At 47.5% G+C, this 15,805-nt stretch carries 14 protein-coding genes and 1 pseudogene; 12 read left to right on the forward strand and 3 right to left on the reverse strand.

All coding sequences use genetic code 11. The features are described from left to right. Both AB7S66_RS04245 and AB7S66_RS04250 read left to right on the forward strand, forming a co-directional pair. Positions 1–843: pseudogene (locus AB7S66_RS04245) on the forward strand (hypothetical protein); the annotation flags it as partial. 13 nt (positions 844–856) lie between these two features. Continuing rightward, the gene (locus AB7S66_RS04250; protein WP_428518224.1) at positions 857–2,557 is read left to right on the forward strand and encodes a hypothetical protein; all 1,701 of its coding nucleotides are present in this window, start codon (positions 857–859) and stop codon (positions 2,555–2,557) included. Between the two features lie 293 nt (positions 2,558–2,850). On the opposite strand, the gene purD is transcribed toward AB7S66_RS04250, so the two are convergent. Genes purD through AB7S66_RS04265 form a run of 3 tightly spaced genes read right to left on the reverse strand, consistent with a single transcriptional unit; the run spans position 2,851 to position 5,936 of the window. Continuing rightward, the gene (gene purD, locus AB7S66_RS04255; protein WP_428518225.1) at positions 2,851–4,107 is read right to left on the reverse strand and encodes a phosphoribosylamine--glycine ligase; all 1,257 of its coding nucleotides are present in this window, start codon (positions 4,105–4,107) and stop codon (positions 2,851–2,853) included. Positions 4,108–4,158: 51 nt separating this feature from the next. Further along, entirely contained in the window at positions 4,159–5,157 is a 999-nt protein-coding gene (dusB, locus tag AB7S66_RS04260) for a tRNA dihydrouridine synthase DusB (protein ID WP_428518226.1), read from the reverse strand. Next, complete coding sequence (locus tag AB7S66_RS04265; protein WP_428518227.1) at positions 5,154–5,936, reverse strand: TatD family hydrolase; 783 nt, start codon at positions 5,934–5,936, stop codon at positions 5,154–5,156. The genes dusB and AB7S66_RS04265 overlap by 4 nt, the downstream gene beginning before the upstream one ends. A gap of 187 nt (positions 5,937–6,123) precedes the next feature. On the opposite strand from AB7S66_RS04265, the gene AB7S66_RS04270 reads away from it, so the two are divergent. The 10 genes from AB7S66_RS04270 (at position 6,124) to AB7S66_RS04315 (ending at position 15,773) form a co-directional block, all read left to right on the forward strand. Continuing rightward, positions 6,124–7,218, forward strand: coding sequence for a PSP1 domain-containing protein (locus AB7S66_RS04270; protein ID WP_428518228.1), 1,095 nt, complete (start codon positions 6,124–6,126; stop codon positions 7,216–7,218). A 125-nt stretch (positions 7,219–7,343) separates the two neighbouring features. After that, positions 7,344–7,619, forward strand: a complete 276-nt coding sequence (gene rpsT / locus AB7S66_RS04275) for a 30S ribosomal protein S20 (RefSeq protein ID WP_428518229.1) — start codon at positions 7,344–7,346, stop codon at positions 7,617–7,619. A gap of 79 nt (positions 7,620–7,698) precedes the next feature. Continuing rightward, on the forward strand, positions 7,699–8,019 hold the full coding sequence (locus AB7S66_RS04280) for an HU family DNA-binding protein (RefSeq protein WP_428518230.1): 321 nt from the start codon (positions 7,699–7,701) through the stop codon (positions 8,017–8,019). Positions 8,020–8,053: 34 nt separating this feature from the next. Continuing rightward, entirely contained in the window at positions 8,054–9,718 is a 1,665-nt protein-coding gene (lnt, locus tag AB7S66_RS04285) for an apolipoprotein N-acyltransferase (protein ID WP_428518231.1), read from the forward strand. Further along, positions 9,715–10,980: a nicotinamide-nucleotide amidohydrolase family protein gene (locus tag AB7S66_RS04290; RefSeq protein WP_428518232.1), complete on the forward strand. Its 1,266-nt coding sequence runs from the start codon at positions 9,715–9,717 to the stop codon at positions 10,978–10,980. The genes lnt and AB7S66_RS04290 overlap by 4 nt, the downstream gene beginning before the upstream one ends. A 151-nt stretch (positions 10,981–11,131) precedes the next feature. Continuing rightward, the gene (gene rho / locus AB7S66_RS04295; RefSeq protein WP_428518233.1) at positions 11,132–12,970 is read left to right on the forward strand and encodes a transcription termination factor Rho; all 1,839 of its coding nucleotides are present in this window, start codon (positions 11,132–11,134) and stop codon (positions 12,968–12,970) included. Between the two features lie 74 nt (positions 12,971–13,044). Then, positions 13,045–13,248: a 50S ribosomal protein L31 gene (gene rpmE / locus AB7S66_RS04300; protein WP_428518234.1), complete on the forward strand. Its 204-nt coding sequence runs from the start codon at positions 13,045–13,047 to the stop codon at positions 13,246–13,248. Positions 13,249–13,457: 209 nt separating this feature from the next. Next, positions 13,458–14,624 carry a galactokinase gene (locus AB7S66_RS04305; RefSeq protein WP_428518235.1) on the forward strand — a complete coding sequence of 389 codons (1,167 nt, stop codon included), beginning with the start codon at positions 13,458–13,460 and terminating at the stop codon, positions 14,622–14,624. After that, positions 14,624–15,424 (forward strand): 5'/3'-nucleotidase SurE, encoded by an 801-nt coding sequence (surE, locus tag AB7S66_RS04310; protein ID WP_428518236.1) that lies wholly within the window; start codon positions 14,624–14,626, stop codon positions 15,422–15,424. The genes AB7S66_RS04305 and surE overlap by 1 nt, the downstream gene beginning before the upstream one ends. Beyond that, positions 15,417–15,773, forward strand: a complete 357-nt coding sequence (locus AB7S66_RS04315; protein ID WP_321261752.1) for a hypothetical protein — start codon at positions 15,417–15,419, stop codon at positions 15,771–15,773. Before surE ends, AB7S66_RS04315 begins: the two co-directional genes overlap by 8 nt. Positions 15,774–15,805 lie beyond the last annotated feature (32 nt).

A 15,805-nucleotide genomic window follows, 5' to 3' on the forward strand; every position in this document is an offset into this window, starting at 1 on the left:
ATCATGTACCAGAGCAAGGAGAACCTGATTGACCTAAGAATCCTCAATCCTGCCATGATTTTTCATGATTACTATATCCGAAGCAATGCAAACTCCATTCTTGGGCTTGAGCTTGATTATACTCCTGTGAGTGGATTGAATATCTATGCTCAGGCTGCAGTGGATGAGTTCTCATTACCTGGAGAACCTGTCCCCAGTGAGACAGAAACCAATTTTCCGATTACTTTTGGCTATCTGGCAGGGGTTAAGGGAGTAGTACCGGTAGCCGATGCCGTTGGCTATGGTTCCTTGGAGTTTGCTTATACCGATCCCTATCTCTATTTGCGCTATTCAGAGACTTCATCACCTGATAAACCGGGCTCGGACTACGATGACTATGGACTCAACTACGTGGGTGCCATCAGGGAGTTCACCAATGAATCTGGAATGCGCTACAACTCCGAATTCATCGGCTATACCTATGGCAATGATGCCTTGGTGGTCAACCTCAACGGTGGGGTGAAGTCCTATGGGAAATGGAATCTGAGTGGCAATGTGTTCTACATGGCCCATGGGACTTTTGACATGTTCACCATCTGGAGCAGGGTTGGTGGCGGTGTGGCTGATATTTCAACAACTCCTACATCCGGAGGGAGCGTCGGCAACTATGCTGACCCTGCGTACGCGTCCCGCAATGCAGTAGAGCATACCCTCATTGCAGGGCTCTATGGCTCGTATCAAATTACTGATACCATGAGGACATTCGGACAGCTGGACTACATTGCCATCAACAATCACCAGAATATCTCAGGGCAGAAAGCAAGTGATATTCAGCTTACCATTGGCTTGAGCTACACAATCTGATAAGGGAGTGCGTGTGAGACGACTATCCACCATTCTGTTGCTGATTGGCCTATGTGTGGGACCACTTCTTGCCACCACCGGCGCGCAGGAAGTGATCCCGCTCTCTGATCCCATCTATCAGGAGATGGACCTCCTGTACTTGATTACAGGAACAGGAACCCCTTCCGCTTCCAGGCCCTGGACGAAAGCCGAAGCCCAGAACTTGCTCTCATATGTGTCCTCAGGGGAGGAAGGGAGCACGCAGCATGCACTCTATACTTCCATACATCAAACGGCATATGAGTCACTTCGTTGGATGTTTCCTGACGAATTTGCTCTCTCGGCCAACTTGGATTTATCTCTGGAGGGTTATGCCCACCATAACCCATCGTATAACTCCTTGGGGAGATGGAACTATGCTTTCCCGGATCGAAAGCCTCTGGCTAGACTCCGGTTGGATATGGCAATATCAGATTTCTTCTACACCTATAGTGATTTGCAATATGGATACGGGCTCTATACTTATGACGATGTGATTCCTCACTTATATAGTGATAGTGAATATACTTCTGTTGGAGCTCTTATCCCCGATGCGCGAATAAATGATATTCTCTATGTAGATGCTGACACACCCCTCATACAATATCAGAAACGTTTCGCAAACAACCTGATTCCTGCAAGCAAGCATTTTGACTTCCAGTGGCCGAAACGTGCAGTATTTTCGGTTGGTTCACAGCATTGGAATCTGACCTTCAGCCGAGATAGGATTTCATGGGGTAACTCCCGTATCGGGAACTTCATCTTGGATGATCATGTTGATTTCCATGAGTATCTTCGCTTTACTGCCTTCTCAAAATACTTCAAGTATGAGGCATTGACGGTTTTCTTCGATACCTACTATGCCGATGAACCACACATTCGTATGTTGCTTGCCCATCGTCTGGAATTCCGGCCTTGGGAGAAACTGACGCTAGCAATTAGTGAGAATGTCATGTACAAGGATGATTTCCTGGATGTAAGATTTCTCAATCCATCATTTATCTATCATAACCTGCATCAGAGGAGTAAGTTCAATGCAATAGCACATGCTGAACTGGCCTACGTCCCCGTTTCGGGGATTCGCCTGTATGGACAGTTTGCCTTGGACCAAGCTGTTGCCCCCAATGAGGACCCTGATGAAGAGGATACAGCATGGGCTCTTTCTTTGGGACTGGAGGTGGCTAAGCCACTGGAAAAAGGTGTGCTTTCCAGCGCATTGGAAGCTTCGATGGCCCTACCAAGTATGTATCGCAGAGATAGCGTTGACTTCTTGATGATCCGGCGGTATGCAGGACTTGGAAGGACCGTGCATCTGCTTGACTACATAGGTTCACCCTATGGGGGAGATGCCGTGGTGTTTCTCTCTGAGACAACCTACCATGTGCCCTCTGCAGGTACCCTGTCACTTACCCTTATCACTGCCTTGAAAGGTGAAATAGATATGTACACACCGAATATTGGTGGTACCACTGATTATGGTGCTGTCCTTTTCTCCCAGAATTTGATCTCCACAGCTTTTAGTGCAACTCTCTCAGGGATGAAGGAGATTGAGCTAAGCTCCAACACTATTGAGAGCTGGAAAATATATTCCAGCCTCTCATATCTTTCATTCGGGGAATATTTACAATCAAGTCATACCTTTACAGAGAACTCTTGGGATATCCAGGTTGTTTTGGGGACCTCAGTTACTTTCTAATGGCAATGTACAGTGAGAAAATTATATCACAAGTTAAACGGTATTCATTGACGGCAAGGGTAAACTGAGGGTAGGATGAATGTAGAGATAGATCTTGTTTATGTGTTTCCTTCTGACAATGGTCTTTCTTCTGGAGTTCTGAGACGATTTCTTCTGACCGTTCCCTTTGCGTGGGGGGAATCGAAAAGTTGACGGCTGCCTGGGGAGGTGGCCGTCAGTCTTGAGGAACTATGGAACGGTAGAGCATGAGACTTCACTGTGGGGTGTGAGGTCTCATTGCTTTTTTTTGGGTTTTAGTTCTCGAAAAACCGATTTCCAATATCTTGTCGATACCAGGCACCTTCAAAATTAACCTGTTTGACACCTTTGTATGCATTCTTGTTTGCATTCATGATATTGTAGCCAATCCCCACCACTGTGACACAACGTCCACCGGTGGTAACCAATTTGCCTTCATACTCCTGGACTCCTCCGAAAAAGTAACGTGGAGCGCCTTCAAAGCTGTTAAACAGGAGGGGGGCCGGCATTGGCTCGAGGATTTTCCCAATGATGGGTTTTCCCGGATACCCCTCAGAAGCAACCACCAAGGCAACTGCTGATTGATTGGAAACCTCAAGCTTGAGAGATGAAAGCGTATCATGCTTCATGGCATCAAGAATATCGACGATGTCCGTATTGATGAGTGGAACGAATGCCTGTGTGGCAGGATCGTTGAATCGAACATGGTAATCAACAAGAATCGGTCCGTTCTTGGTGATGATGACACTGATGGTAAGTACACCCTTGTAAGCCATCTTTTCAGCCTTCAAACCGAACAATACCGGCTCGATGATTGATTCGACGAGAGCTTCACTAAGCTCTTTCTGGAGTGGAACCGGGCAAATGGAGCCCATACCCCCGGTAGGCAGTCCTCCCTCCTCGACTTTCATATAGTCGCTTGAGGTGGGAAGCATGAGATACCCTTTGTTATCCAAGAAGAGGGTAATGGTTATGGGAAGGCCGTTGAGGTGTTCTTCCAGAATGATGGGGCCAGTGGCAAGCAATCCCTTGGAAAAATCCATGAGGGTGGAGTAATCAGTGGAATCTACCATGATCCTGCTGGGAGCAATAGCATTGCTCTTTACCACGAAGCGTTCACCTTCGTGACGTTTTAAATACTCTGAGAGTTTTTCTTCATCATCAAAGAGAACGTGGGAGGAGGTAGGAATGTTGTGGCGGTCGGAAAACATACGGGCAAAATTACGATCGCCTTCAAGTTTCAAAGCCCGGTTGGGTGCTCCGAATGTGTCTATTCCCCGTTCATTGAGAAAGTCGATGACACCTGTAAAGAGTGGTGCCTCAGTACCCACAAAGACGAAGTCGATACCATGTGTTTGGCAAGCCTCATATACCTGCTCAGGGTCAGAAGGGTCAATTGACAGATTTTCCGCAATTGTCTTAGTCCCTACATTTCCAGGTGCTACATACAGACCATCAATCAGACGACTTTGAGAGAACCACCATGCAATGGCATGGTCTTTCGCTCCGGACCCTAACACTAATACTCTCATTGCATTTCCTTCCCGATGTGATTGCTCAAATAAACGTACCATTTTACCGCTTTACAGGTCAACAAGTGGACTGAGAGCCTCAAGATACTGTTCACGCCTGGAGGCATGTACCACTGCTTGCTTGATTGTTGAGGTATTGGGAATTCCTTTCAGGTAACTGCAGGTATGTTTTCTCATCAATGTGCATGCCGTTGTTTCTCCAAAGGTGTCGATCATGAGGTCCAGGTGGCGCAGGATGACAACTCTCCTCATCTCAATGGTGACAGGCTCTGGTTCCTTGCCTTGCAAGATGGCTTTGGCCTGGGAGAAGATGAAGGGATTACCAATGGCTCCCCGTGCAAACATCACCCCATCGATACCGGTCTCTTCAATCATTCTCTTGGCATCTTCTGCCTTGAACAGATCTCCGGAACCGAAGATTGGTACCTGATAATGGTGCTGGAGTGTGTATTGCTTGAGTTCAGTGAGCTTGCTCCAATCAGCAAATGGCGCATAGCCTTGGCTGCGGGTCCTTGCATGGAGTGTCAGTGCACTTGCCCCTCCATCCAGGGCTGCTTGTGCAAATTCAAGAAAGTTCTCGCTCTGTGCATCCCATCCCGTTCTGAACTTGACCGATACAGGGATGTCTGTCTCCTCCGTAATGGTGCGGACCACCTCGGTTATAAGCTTGGGTTGCTTCATCATGGCTGAACCTGCTCCTGTCTTGGTAACCTTTGGAACCGGGCAACCGCAATTGATATCGATCACCTCGGGCTGGTAAGGCTGGAGCTGGGAAAGGGCTTCCTTGAGAGAATCAGTGTTTCCCATGAATAGTTGAACAGCGTACTGCTTCTCGTTTGGGGCACGGTCCATGAGCGCAAGTGTTTTCTCGCCTTCTCTTGCAAGACCTTCGGCACTGACCATTTCTGTAAATGTAAAGTCCGCTCCTGCTTCAATGCAGAGCGTTCTGAATGGAATATCTGTGTACCCGGCAAGTGGGGCAAGAAACACATTTCCGCCTAGCGTTGTCGAGCCGATTGCTACGGGGTGATAAAGATTCTTTCTGTTCATACATCCTTCGGAAGGGCAAAGGCCCTGAGGCTGTTAGCATAAAGCGTTTGTGAAAGCGCTTCAAGAGATGTTTGCCTCAGTGCTGCAAGAACAGTTGCCGTTTCCAGAATGTATTGAATTTTATTTCGCTCTCCCTTGTGGGAGTAGGGAGTCATGAAGGGAGCTTCACTCTCAATGACAATCCGGTCTTCAGGAAGGCGTATGGCTACCTCTTGCAGCATTCGGCTGTTCTTGAAGGTCAGGTTTCCTGCGAAAGAGAAGGTAAGATTCATATCCAATGCTCGTTGTGCGAATGCCCAATCTTCTCCAAAGCAGTGGAGAATCCCACCCTTTGGTGGAAGCTTTTCCTTGAGTATGGGTAGTAGGTCTTCACCTGCGTTTCTGTTGTGGATAATCACAGGAAGGTCGAGATGTTTGGCAATCTCAAGATGCTTGAGCATCAGCTCTATCTGCGCAGTCTTATCGCCCCCGAACATATGGTAATAGTCCAGTCCTGTCTCCCCAATGGCAATGACACGTTTCTTTTTTGCATGGGAGATGACCCTCTCTTCCCAATCATGCCCTGGATGGGCTACTTCGGTAGGGGAGACCCCTACTGCATGGTAAACATCCTTTGCGCTCTCCAAATTGGTGTAGGTCTTTTCAAAATCGCTTAAACTGTTGCAGATGCTCACAACATGCTTGACCGACTTGACTTTGGCAAGTTGGACAGCAAGCAGTTGTTCCATTTTGTCATCCTGGATCAGCCCGATGTGGGCGTGCGTGTCAAACAGTTGCATACTGACTCCTTGAGAAGCTTACCAGCCTGTGTGGAGGATGGGTCCACTATAGCATGGGAGGTGTGAGCCGTCAATGTTGTAACTCATAGGTAGCAAAATAGTTATATACATATGTTGAGAGTTTGACAATTTGTTATTGACGTGGTAGCTTTACTCCAGTACCACCGTCAGATGGCAAAGGATATAGATGAAACGAGAACGAACGAATGCCGATAGCCGTGTCCAGAAGAACCGGCCATCAAGAGGTTATATATATTTGGTTAAGAACCCTTCTTCAAATGAGATGAGCATCTGCGCATGGGACTCTGTGTTGTATCCAGGAACCTCAGTGGTTGCTCCCACCCGTTATGGACTTGACCTTGGGGTCATTGTCTCCGCTGCAGACCAACTGGGTAAGTCCTACGAACCCGGTTGTGACCAACCGAGATCTGCATGTTTTCATGCAGAATCCTGTCTTCCCAGGGAAGAGCGTGAAGAGGTGTATGCAGGGGAGCCACAGGAAGCGTTGCCTTCCTACTCCCCGGAAAAGGATGAGGATCCGTGCGAATCCTGTGTCGGGTGCAATCCCTCAAGAGAACCTGAAGAGGTTGATATCTCAGGTGATGTTGTATGGATTGACCGTCTTGCGACTCCCTCAGATATGAGCCGCTACCAGGAGCAGTCAGAGAAAGAGGATGAAGCGATGCGAATCTGCCGCGAGAAAATCGCTCATCACAAGCTTGATATGAAACTGGTGACTGCCCACTTCCTGCTTGGAGAACCGAAGATTATTTTCTTTTTCACTGCAGATGTGCGTGTGGACTTCCGTGAATTGGTCAAGGATTTGGTTTCTGTCTTCCGTATCCGAATAGAGCTGAGGCAGATTGGGGTCAGGGATGAGAGTAGGGTGCTTGGGGGTCTTGCAGTCTGTGGACGTGATTATTGTTGTCACAGTGTGACAGACAAACTCAATCCTGTCTCCATCAAGATGGCCAAGGAGCAAAATCTTTCTCTGAATTCCATGAAGATCTCAGGACCTTGTGGGAGATTGCTTTGTTGTCTTTCCTATGAATATGATTTTTATGTGGAGGAAAAACGTAACTATCCTCCCGAAGGAAGCAAATTAAGGGTTGGCCATGACTTGATGAAAGTTCATGAAGTTAACATACTGTCGAAACGTGTCATGCTCAGTGGAAGTGAAGGAAGAATGCTTACCATCCCGCAGAATGCGGTATTTTTCAATATTGACACCAAGCGATGGGAGCTTGAGAAGGAGTTTGCGGACGAATTTTTGTCAAATTGATATAAAGCATTGTATTGACCCATTTTATAGACTGTGATATGTTTTTAGACCGTCGGTACTTTGTTGCCGATCTCAACTTTAATAAATGAAATACGTATTCAAGGTAATATGTTTGGAGGTATTACGTGATTAACAGGTCTGCTGAAAAAAGAGAGCGACAGAGCCAAGTCCGGAAAATGAGAAACCGCGCAACCAAGAGCACTATGCGCACCGCAATCAAGAAATTTGATTCTGCTGTAACTGCCGGGGACAAGGAAGCTGCCGCTACTGCTTTGGCTTTAAGTCTCAAGCTGCTTGATTCAACTGCTGGAAAGGGTGTCATCCACCACAACACAGCCAACCGCAAGAAATCCAGATTGCAGAGCCGTTTCAATAAGATGACCAACCAGGCTGCTGTATAATCAATAAATCAGAATGATGAACGTACCGATTGTTGATTGGTATGTAAACATGCGTATAGAACGTGTTTAAGGAGTAACCATGGCAGGACCAAAGTTGACAAAAGCAGCCATAATCGAGAGTCTCCATGAGAAGCATGGACTGAATAGGGCCGACATTCATACAATCATTGATGAGTTCTTTGAAGAAGTGAAAAAAGGTCTCCGGAATGATCAGGTCATTGAGCTTCGTGGATTTGGAACATTTGAGGTTCGCACTCGTAAGGGCCGTGAAAAAGCGCGTAATCCAAAGACTGGCGCCATTGTTGCCGTCGAAACACATGGAGTTGCCATTTTCCGTCCAGGCAAGGAACTCAAGGACTATGTGTGGGATTTGCGTGATAATAAACCGGAGAAGGAATAACCTTCTACGTTTTCAATAATTAGGAGAAGATCTCTTGGTTGACTTGCATGCAAGACGGAACCTCAGAACGGTTTGTTCTGAGGTTCTTGTGCTATTAGTATCGGCATTTATCTACTCAATTGCCTTCCCTGGCCTCATTTCGGCCAATGGTATTGGGTTTGTCGCAATGGTGTCCCTGATTCCTGTATTTGCAGTGATCAGGAACACAAGCTGGAAGCTGACCCCCCTCTACGGTTTCTTCTACGGTTTCATGTTCTATCTCTTCTTCAACTACTGGCTCAAGACCTTCCATCCCCTTGCAATCCTGATCGTACCGATTATCAAGGGAGGGGAGATGCTGATACTCTTTCCCGTGCTCAAGGCAGCGCAGGAGCTGTTCAAGAAATACGGGTATCTAGTTGAAGCATTGGTATGGGTTGCCTACTCATATCTGAGTCAGGATTGGTTTGCAGGGTATCCCTATGGGACCCTGGGGTCTGCCGTCTACCGCTATCTTCCTCTTATCCAGATTTCCGAAATTTTTGGAATCTGGGGGGTTACATTCCTTCTGGTGATGCCTCAGACTTTCCTTGGTGCATTTCTTCATCGTTGGTTCAATGACAGGGAATACTCCTTGAAAAGGTATCTGAGGGAACACCTCGTATTTATCATTGCCTATGGGATAGCTCTCCTTGCTACCCTGGTCTTCGGGTTTGCTTCCTTGGCTTACTGGAATGCACAGGAGCCTGATAAAACCTGGAGAGTGGCTACCATTCAGCATAGTGCAGATACATGGGAGGGTGGGTATACCACCTACAAACGGAACTTCAACACGTTGCGCAAGATGAGCCTGGAAGCATTAAGCGAAGATCCCGATATTATTCTCTGGTCTGAGACAGCCTTCGTGCCATCAGTTGCTTGGCATGAGAACTATCCTTCCGACCCTGCAACCTCCGCCTTGGTAGAGGAGTTTGTTGAGTTCGGCAAGTCTCTTCCCATTCCCCTGGTAACGGGTAACCCTGAAGGAGTTATTGAAGACCCCAGTAAGCCTGCTTTCAGTGAGGATGGCTCATGGAACCGCACCGATTACAACACGGTCATATTCTTTGAAGACGGAAGGATCAAGAATACCTATAGAAAACAACATCTGGTGCCATTCACAGAACACTTTCCCTATGAAAAGCAGATGCCATGGCTCTATAATCTCCTGCTTGCAAATGATTATAACTGGTGGGAGACCGGCTATGACCCTGTGGTATTTGAGACTGAGGAGGGGGTGAAGTTCTCTACCCCGATATGCTTTGAGGATGTCTTCGGGTATCTGAACGCTGACTTTGTTGCCAGTGGCGCAGATGTCATCGTAAACATGACCAATGATGGGTGGTCGAAAGCTGTCCCCGCTGAGATGCAACACCTTGGTTTGGCTGTCTTCCGTTCCATTGAGAACCGAAGAACCACAGTCCGCGGAACCAATAGCGGAATGACCTGTGTAATTGATGTTACCGGAAAGATAATTGATCCTATGGAACCATTTACCGTTGGCTACCATATTTATGATGTACCGGTATTCAGCGGAGAGACACACGGGTATACCATATATACACGGTATGTGAATTGGTTTGCACATCTAACCGTCTATCTATCAGCAATCCTTCTTGCAGGAGGTGTGCTGTATCGTTTGTATCGTTATTTCACCAAGAACAGGCAGAAACCAGAATGACCTATACCAGTGCTGCTCTCTTTATCATTGGAACCGAATTGACTCGGGGGGTCATTGCTGACCGCCATACCCAAGTCATCTCAAGTCAGTTGACCCAGTTGGGATATCGTGTTGATCGGATGGTGCTCGTCCCTGATGACGGTACCATCGGAGATGTCCTGCGGGACTGCATCGATAATTGTGATCTGGTAGTGATGACTGGCGGGCTTGGGCCAACCAGTGACGATATGACTCGGACCATTGTTGCCAATCTTGCCAAGGTCCCTCTGGTCCGTAACCAGGAAGCCTTCGATACCCTGTATGCACGAATTGGACAACGGATCTGGGGTGCCAATGAACAACAGACCATGATCCCTGAGGGCTTTGAGCTTATTCCAAATCCACTCGGGACAGCTCCTGGATTCAAAGGATTCATACCCAATGGAGGACGACAGATTGCCTGTGTGGCAATGCCAGGCCCCCCCAGGGAGATGCATCCCATGTTCTTTGAACAGGTAATCCCCTGGCTTGCCCAATTGATCGGGCATGACGATTTTTCTCGTAGTGAGTATTCTACTTTCCTTATCCCTGAATCTAAGCTGGAAGAACTTTGCAAGTCCATTTCCTTCAATGGAATGCAGTGGGGTACCCGTTTCCAGGATTTGAAGATAAGCTTGTATCTCGTAGGCAGCAGTGCAGCCGATCGGGCAGAAATGGCAAACCGTCTTCGATCCCTGGTAGGGGAATGTCTGGTGGTTGATGGGGATGTCCAGCCGTTGACTTTGCTTACTTCGTTGCTTGAAGAACGAGGAGAGACCATCAGCACGGCTGAGAGCTGTACCTCCGGTTATATTGCAAAGCTACTCACCGACCAGGCAGGTAGTTCTGCATGGTTCTGGGGTGGGGTGGCAAGCTACGCGAATGAGGCAAAGAAGCACTTGCTTGGCGTACGAGATGAGACCCTGGAGCAATATGGGGCAGTCAGTGAAGCATGTGTCCTGGAGATGGCTGAGGGAATGAGGCGTGTCTCGGGAACTGATTGGGCGCTCTCGGTAAGTGGCATTGCCGGACCTGATGGTGGTACGCCTGAAAAGCCGGTAGGAACTGTATGGTTTGGCTTTGCCTCAAAAACTCGGGAGAGTGCAGCGGTAGAAGTACATATCTCATCCTACGGGAGGGATTCGGTAAGAAGAAGGGCCTCGGTAATGGCATTGATTCTTGCAAGCCAATACCTCAAAGGAGCCTGCTTGCTTGACACTGTTAAGAAGTGGCAATATATTTAAAGAACCAAACAGCGGAAAGAATTATCAGTAAGTACGTTCCAATTCCGCATATTCTTACATTCTGTATTACAAATTAAGGAACTGGGCACTAGGTGTACCTTTATAGAGATGAGGTGCAACATATTTTCCCTTTTCCGTTGGAGTTGATCCTATGTCTTCCGAAGAATTAGAGTTTAATGAAGCCAGCGTGGCTGTTGCATCTGAGCAGGAATCTGTAAAGAAGCCGATACGGCGCGTGACCCGAAAAAAGAGCCCTGCAGGAGCGAAAGCACCTGAAAGCACGAATGATGTAGCTGGGCAGAAAGTGGAGACACAGGATGCTCCTGAGCCTAAAAAACGTCGGGGGAGACCAAAAAAGAGCGAATCTGACAAGAGTACAGCAAGAGAAAGTTCTTCTGATTCGGAGCAACCTCAACTTGAGTTGGAGGATGAACAGAACAGTCCTGCTCCTGAACAGGAGCAGCCAACAGACACTTCCCGTCCTCCTGCACAATACAAGCAGGAGCAGAAGAGCCAGAACCAGAACCAAAACCAGAACCATCGCAAATCCTATAACAACAGGAACAACCGAAATACCCAGAACAGAAACCATCCAAAAGGGTCTTATCCAAAGAGCCAAAGCTTTGGTTCCAATAGGGGTGGACGTGTGAATCATCAGGAAGAATCTTCCAATGATTTACATATCGAGGAGCATCCTGAGGCTCCTGTCCTGGTGCTTGAAGATTTCACCACCCTGTCCATTGACGAACTTCGCAAGGTGGGTTTGGAACGTGGACTGAATGCAGATACCATCCTTGACTTGCGCAAGCAGGAAATTGTTGCAGAAATTCTTCGCTTGCATACCGCAAGTGGCGGAGTGATTGTGGGAACAGGTACCTTGGAAATCCTTCCAGATGGATTTGGGTTCCTCCGTTCCCCCGCGAACAGTTATCTCTCAGGGTTGGAAGATGTCTACGTCTCTCCCGCCCAGATCAAGAGTCTTTATCTGAAGACCGGTGATGTGGTATATGGACAGGTCCGGACTCCACGTGAGAATGAACGGTTCTTTGCCATCCTGAAAATATTGAAGGTAAATGGTGATGAGCCGATTATCGCAAAAATGCGCGTACCGTTTGATAGCCTGACTCCCTTGTTTCCTGACCAAAGACTTAAGCTGGAGACAGCTGAAGAGGATATGTCGACAAGGATTATTGATATGTTCTGTCCTATCGGAAAGGGCCAACGTTCCTTAATCGTCGCTCCTCCCCGTACAGGTAAGACAGTGCTTCTCCAGAAGATTGCAAACTCCATCAGTACGAATCATCCAGAAGTGGTCTTGATGGTCCTGCTGGTTGATGAACGCCCTGAGGAAGTCACTGACATGCGTCGGCATGTCAATGGTGAGGTAATTGCCTCCACCTTTGACGAGCAAGCCAGCAGACACGTGCAGGTTGCTGAGATGGTGATTGAGAAAGCAAAGCGACTCGTTGAACACAAGAAGGATGTAGTTATCCTCCTGGATTCCATTACCCGTCTTGCCCGTGCCTATAACCAGACGGTTCCCGCAAGTGGCAAGATACTCAGTGGTGGTGTGGACTCGAATGCACTGCATAAACCAAAGCGATTCTTTGGTGCTGCAAGGAACATTGAATTTGGTGGCAGTCTTACCATAGTTGCCACTGGTTTGATCGAGACAGGTTCCAGAATGGATGAGGTTATCTTTGAAGAATTCAAGGGAACCGGAAACAACGAGATCATCCTGGATCGTCGTCTTGCTGATAAGCGACTCTTCCCAGCGATCAATATCAAGAAGAGTGGGACCCGTCGTGAAGACCTGTTGTTGCCTTCTGATGAAGCTGCCAGAATCTGGCTTATGCGTAATGCTGTCAATGATATGGATGACCAAGAGATGACTCCGTTCCTCATTGACAAAATTCGGAAGACAAAGGATAATGAGTCGTTCTTGCGTTCTATCAATACCGGTATTCCTTCGAATTCGGCAGCGTACTAGAGACCAGGAACAGATTGAGAGAAACTTGTCTGCTGCCTACAGCCAGCAGAACACATATCCTTGGAGGACCCAAAATGAAAGATGGAATTCATCCCCGTTATGAACTGAAAGAAGTTCGTTGCTCATGTGGCAATGTAATCACGACCAAGACAACCGCAAAGAACCTTGAGGTTGAAATTTGCTCCGCTTGTCACCCATTCTTTACTGGAACCCAGAAGATGGTTGATACTGCCGGTCGTATCGAACGCTTCAAGAAGCGCTATGGCCTGAACAACTAACCAGATTCATTATGCTGTCTAGTGATACAAGAAACCCTCTTTTTTGGAGCACCCAGGAAAGGGGGTTTTTTGTAAGTTTTGGATTCCTGTTCACGCATTTGTTGGTCATGTGGGTAAATGCACGAATCCCGAATTATACAAAAGTAGGTTTTTTGTTGCATTATGCTGACAAGTATCCTAAAATTGACCCATAAAAATTAGGTTGGGGCATGGACAACATCAGAAAACAACACATCAAGGAATACGGCGATTCTCCGCTGGTGATTGCACAGGTACCTGGAACATGTACCTTGCTTGGTAGTTACGCGGACGCATGTCGGGGATGGTCCTTGGTGGGAACCGATCACTCCTCGTTGCATGTAGCTATCTCTTATCGGGATGACCAGCTGGTGAGACTCTATAACCCAACCCTCAATGACCGGAAACGATTCTCTTTGAACAATATCAAGTACCGCAAGGAAGACCGATGGGGAAATTTTCTGAAAGCGGTGTTCTCGGTTCTTGCAAACGAAGGGACTGAATTTTCAGGTATGAATATAACTGTTGAAGGGAGCCTCCTCCATGCTGATACCCAAATGGTAAGTACTGCATGCTCGCTCGGGACCTGCCTTGCCCTTGATGCGTTGCTTGGTCTCAAGCTTAGTCTTTCCTCACAGATAAGAATCGCCTATCAGGCATGTACGACATTCAATAATGAGGTATGCTCCATCAGTGATCTTCTTACCATGCTTAATGGAAAGAAGGAGACCGTACTGTTCTATGATCTTCAGCATGTGACCTACAAGGAGTTGCCTTTCCCGTTCACCAACAAGAATGAAGAGTATGTGGCAATCATAGTGGATAGCAAGATTTCCCCGAATGCGATGCGAGAAGAGATCAAAAGCAAGAGAAAAGCTATCGATCGTGCGTTTAAGAAACTAAGTGAGTACAAGGGTGGTGGATTCATGCGGGACTTTCCAGAGAGTGACCTTGCTGCCCGTGTGGTGCCATTGGATGAGGAAGACCGTCACATCTGTGAGTATATCCTGATGGAATCCCGGCTCGCCAATGATGCTGCATCCGTGCTTATCGAGAAGGATGCTGTACTCTATGGGAAGATGATGAATCGGGTCCAGGCTGGGCTCAGGGACCTTCTTGAAGTAACCTGTCCTGAGGTAGATTGGCTCACCAAGCGGGCTGGTGAACTTGGTGGGTGTCTTGGATCGGTCCAGGTAGCAAACGGTTTCAGCGGTAATATCATGGTCCTCTTGAGTAAACAAGCACTTCCAAGTTATATTGATCGTCTGGAGGACTATGAGCACATCTTTGGATTTCACCCTCGCTGGTATGTATTTGAGGGAAGCGATTCTGCAAAGGTTGTGTTTCAAGCGCATTAATGAAGATACTACTGACAAATGATGATGGATATCAAAGTGAAGGACTGAACACGCTCAGTGAGGTCCTGTTGCGATCTGGTCATGAGGTGTGGGTATGTGCTCCCGATTCTGAGCGAAGTGCGAGTAGCCACTCGATGACGCTTCGTGAGGATATCACCATCACTGAATATGGTCAGAACCGGTATTATTGCAGTGGGACTCCAGCAGATTGCATTCTCTATGCTTCAAAAGGCAAGATTTTTCCTGAAGACCCAGATTTGGTCATCAGTGGAATCAACCATGGGTATAATATTTCCACGGATATCCTGTATTCGGGTACTGTTGGAGCCGCCAGGGAGGCTGCCCTGACTGGATTGCGGTCGATTGCAGTCAGTTGTGCAAGAAGCAAGGATGGCTCTTATCCCTTCCAGCGTACTGCGGACTTTGTGGTACAACATCTTGAGGATTTCTATCCCCTCACCAGTAGTGAGTGCATCCTCAATATCAATGTCCCTGCAGAGGGAAATGGAAAGTGGAAGAGTGGAGTGTTGAGCTATCTCGACTACCATGATGCTGTGCAGAAAAAACAGCAAGAAAAAACCCGCTACTATGATACTTCAACGGTACGTTTTGGTACCTCAGTTGTACTTTCCCTGAAGAGTGGTGTGCAACCGATTCAACGTTGTGATACAAAAGGTAGCGATTTCCAAGCCGTGAGAGAGGGATATATCAGTGTTACTGCAATCTCCATCCTTCCCCCGGTGCATACGGCATCCCAGGCCAAGCTTGAATTATTGAGCAAGGGGGAGAGCTGTGGGTAAGAATTGGGAGAATAAATGCCACAAGTGTGGGCTTTGCTGCCACGAAAAAGCAGTCTATGGTCGTGAGTTAGTCATTGACCTGGACAGCTGGTGTGAGCATTTTGATCCTGAAACAAAACAGTGCAAAATTTACGCTGAACGCTTCAGCCAATCTACGCGATGCAAAAAGATGACGCCGATCAGGGCAATGTTTGCATCATATCTCCAGGAAAACTGTGCCTATGTACAATGGGCACGTAGATTCCATATCCGTTTTGCAAAGAAGAGAATCCTTAGATTCATCCATAGTAAAACCTGTCCTGATGAGGACTCAGACGAAAGCGATCTTTACGAGGTATTCAACGCGTAACAGTAGTGTGGCTTGACCCTGAGGGGTATCTG

It is taken from the genome of Sphaerochaeta sp., assembly GCF_050178175.1.
Classification (GTDB): Bacteria; Spirochaetota; Spirochaetia; order Sphaerochaetales; family Sphaerochaetaceae; genus Sphaerochaeta.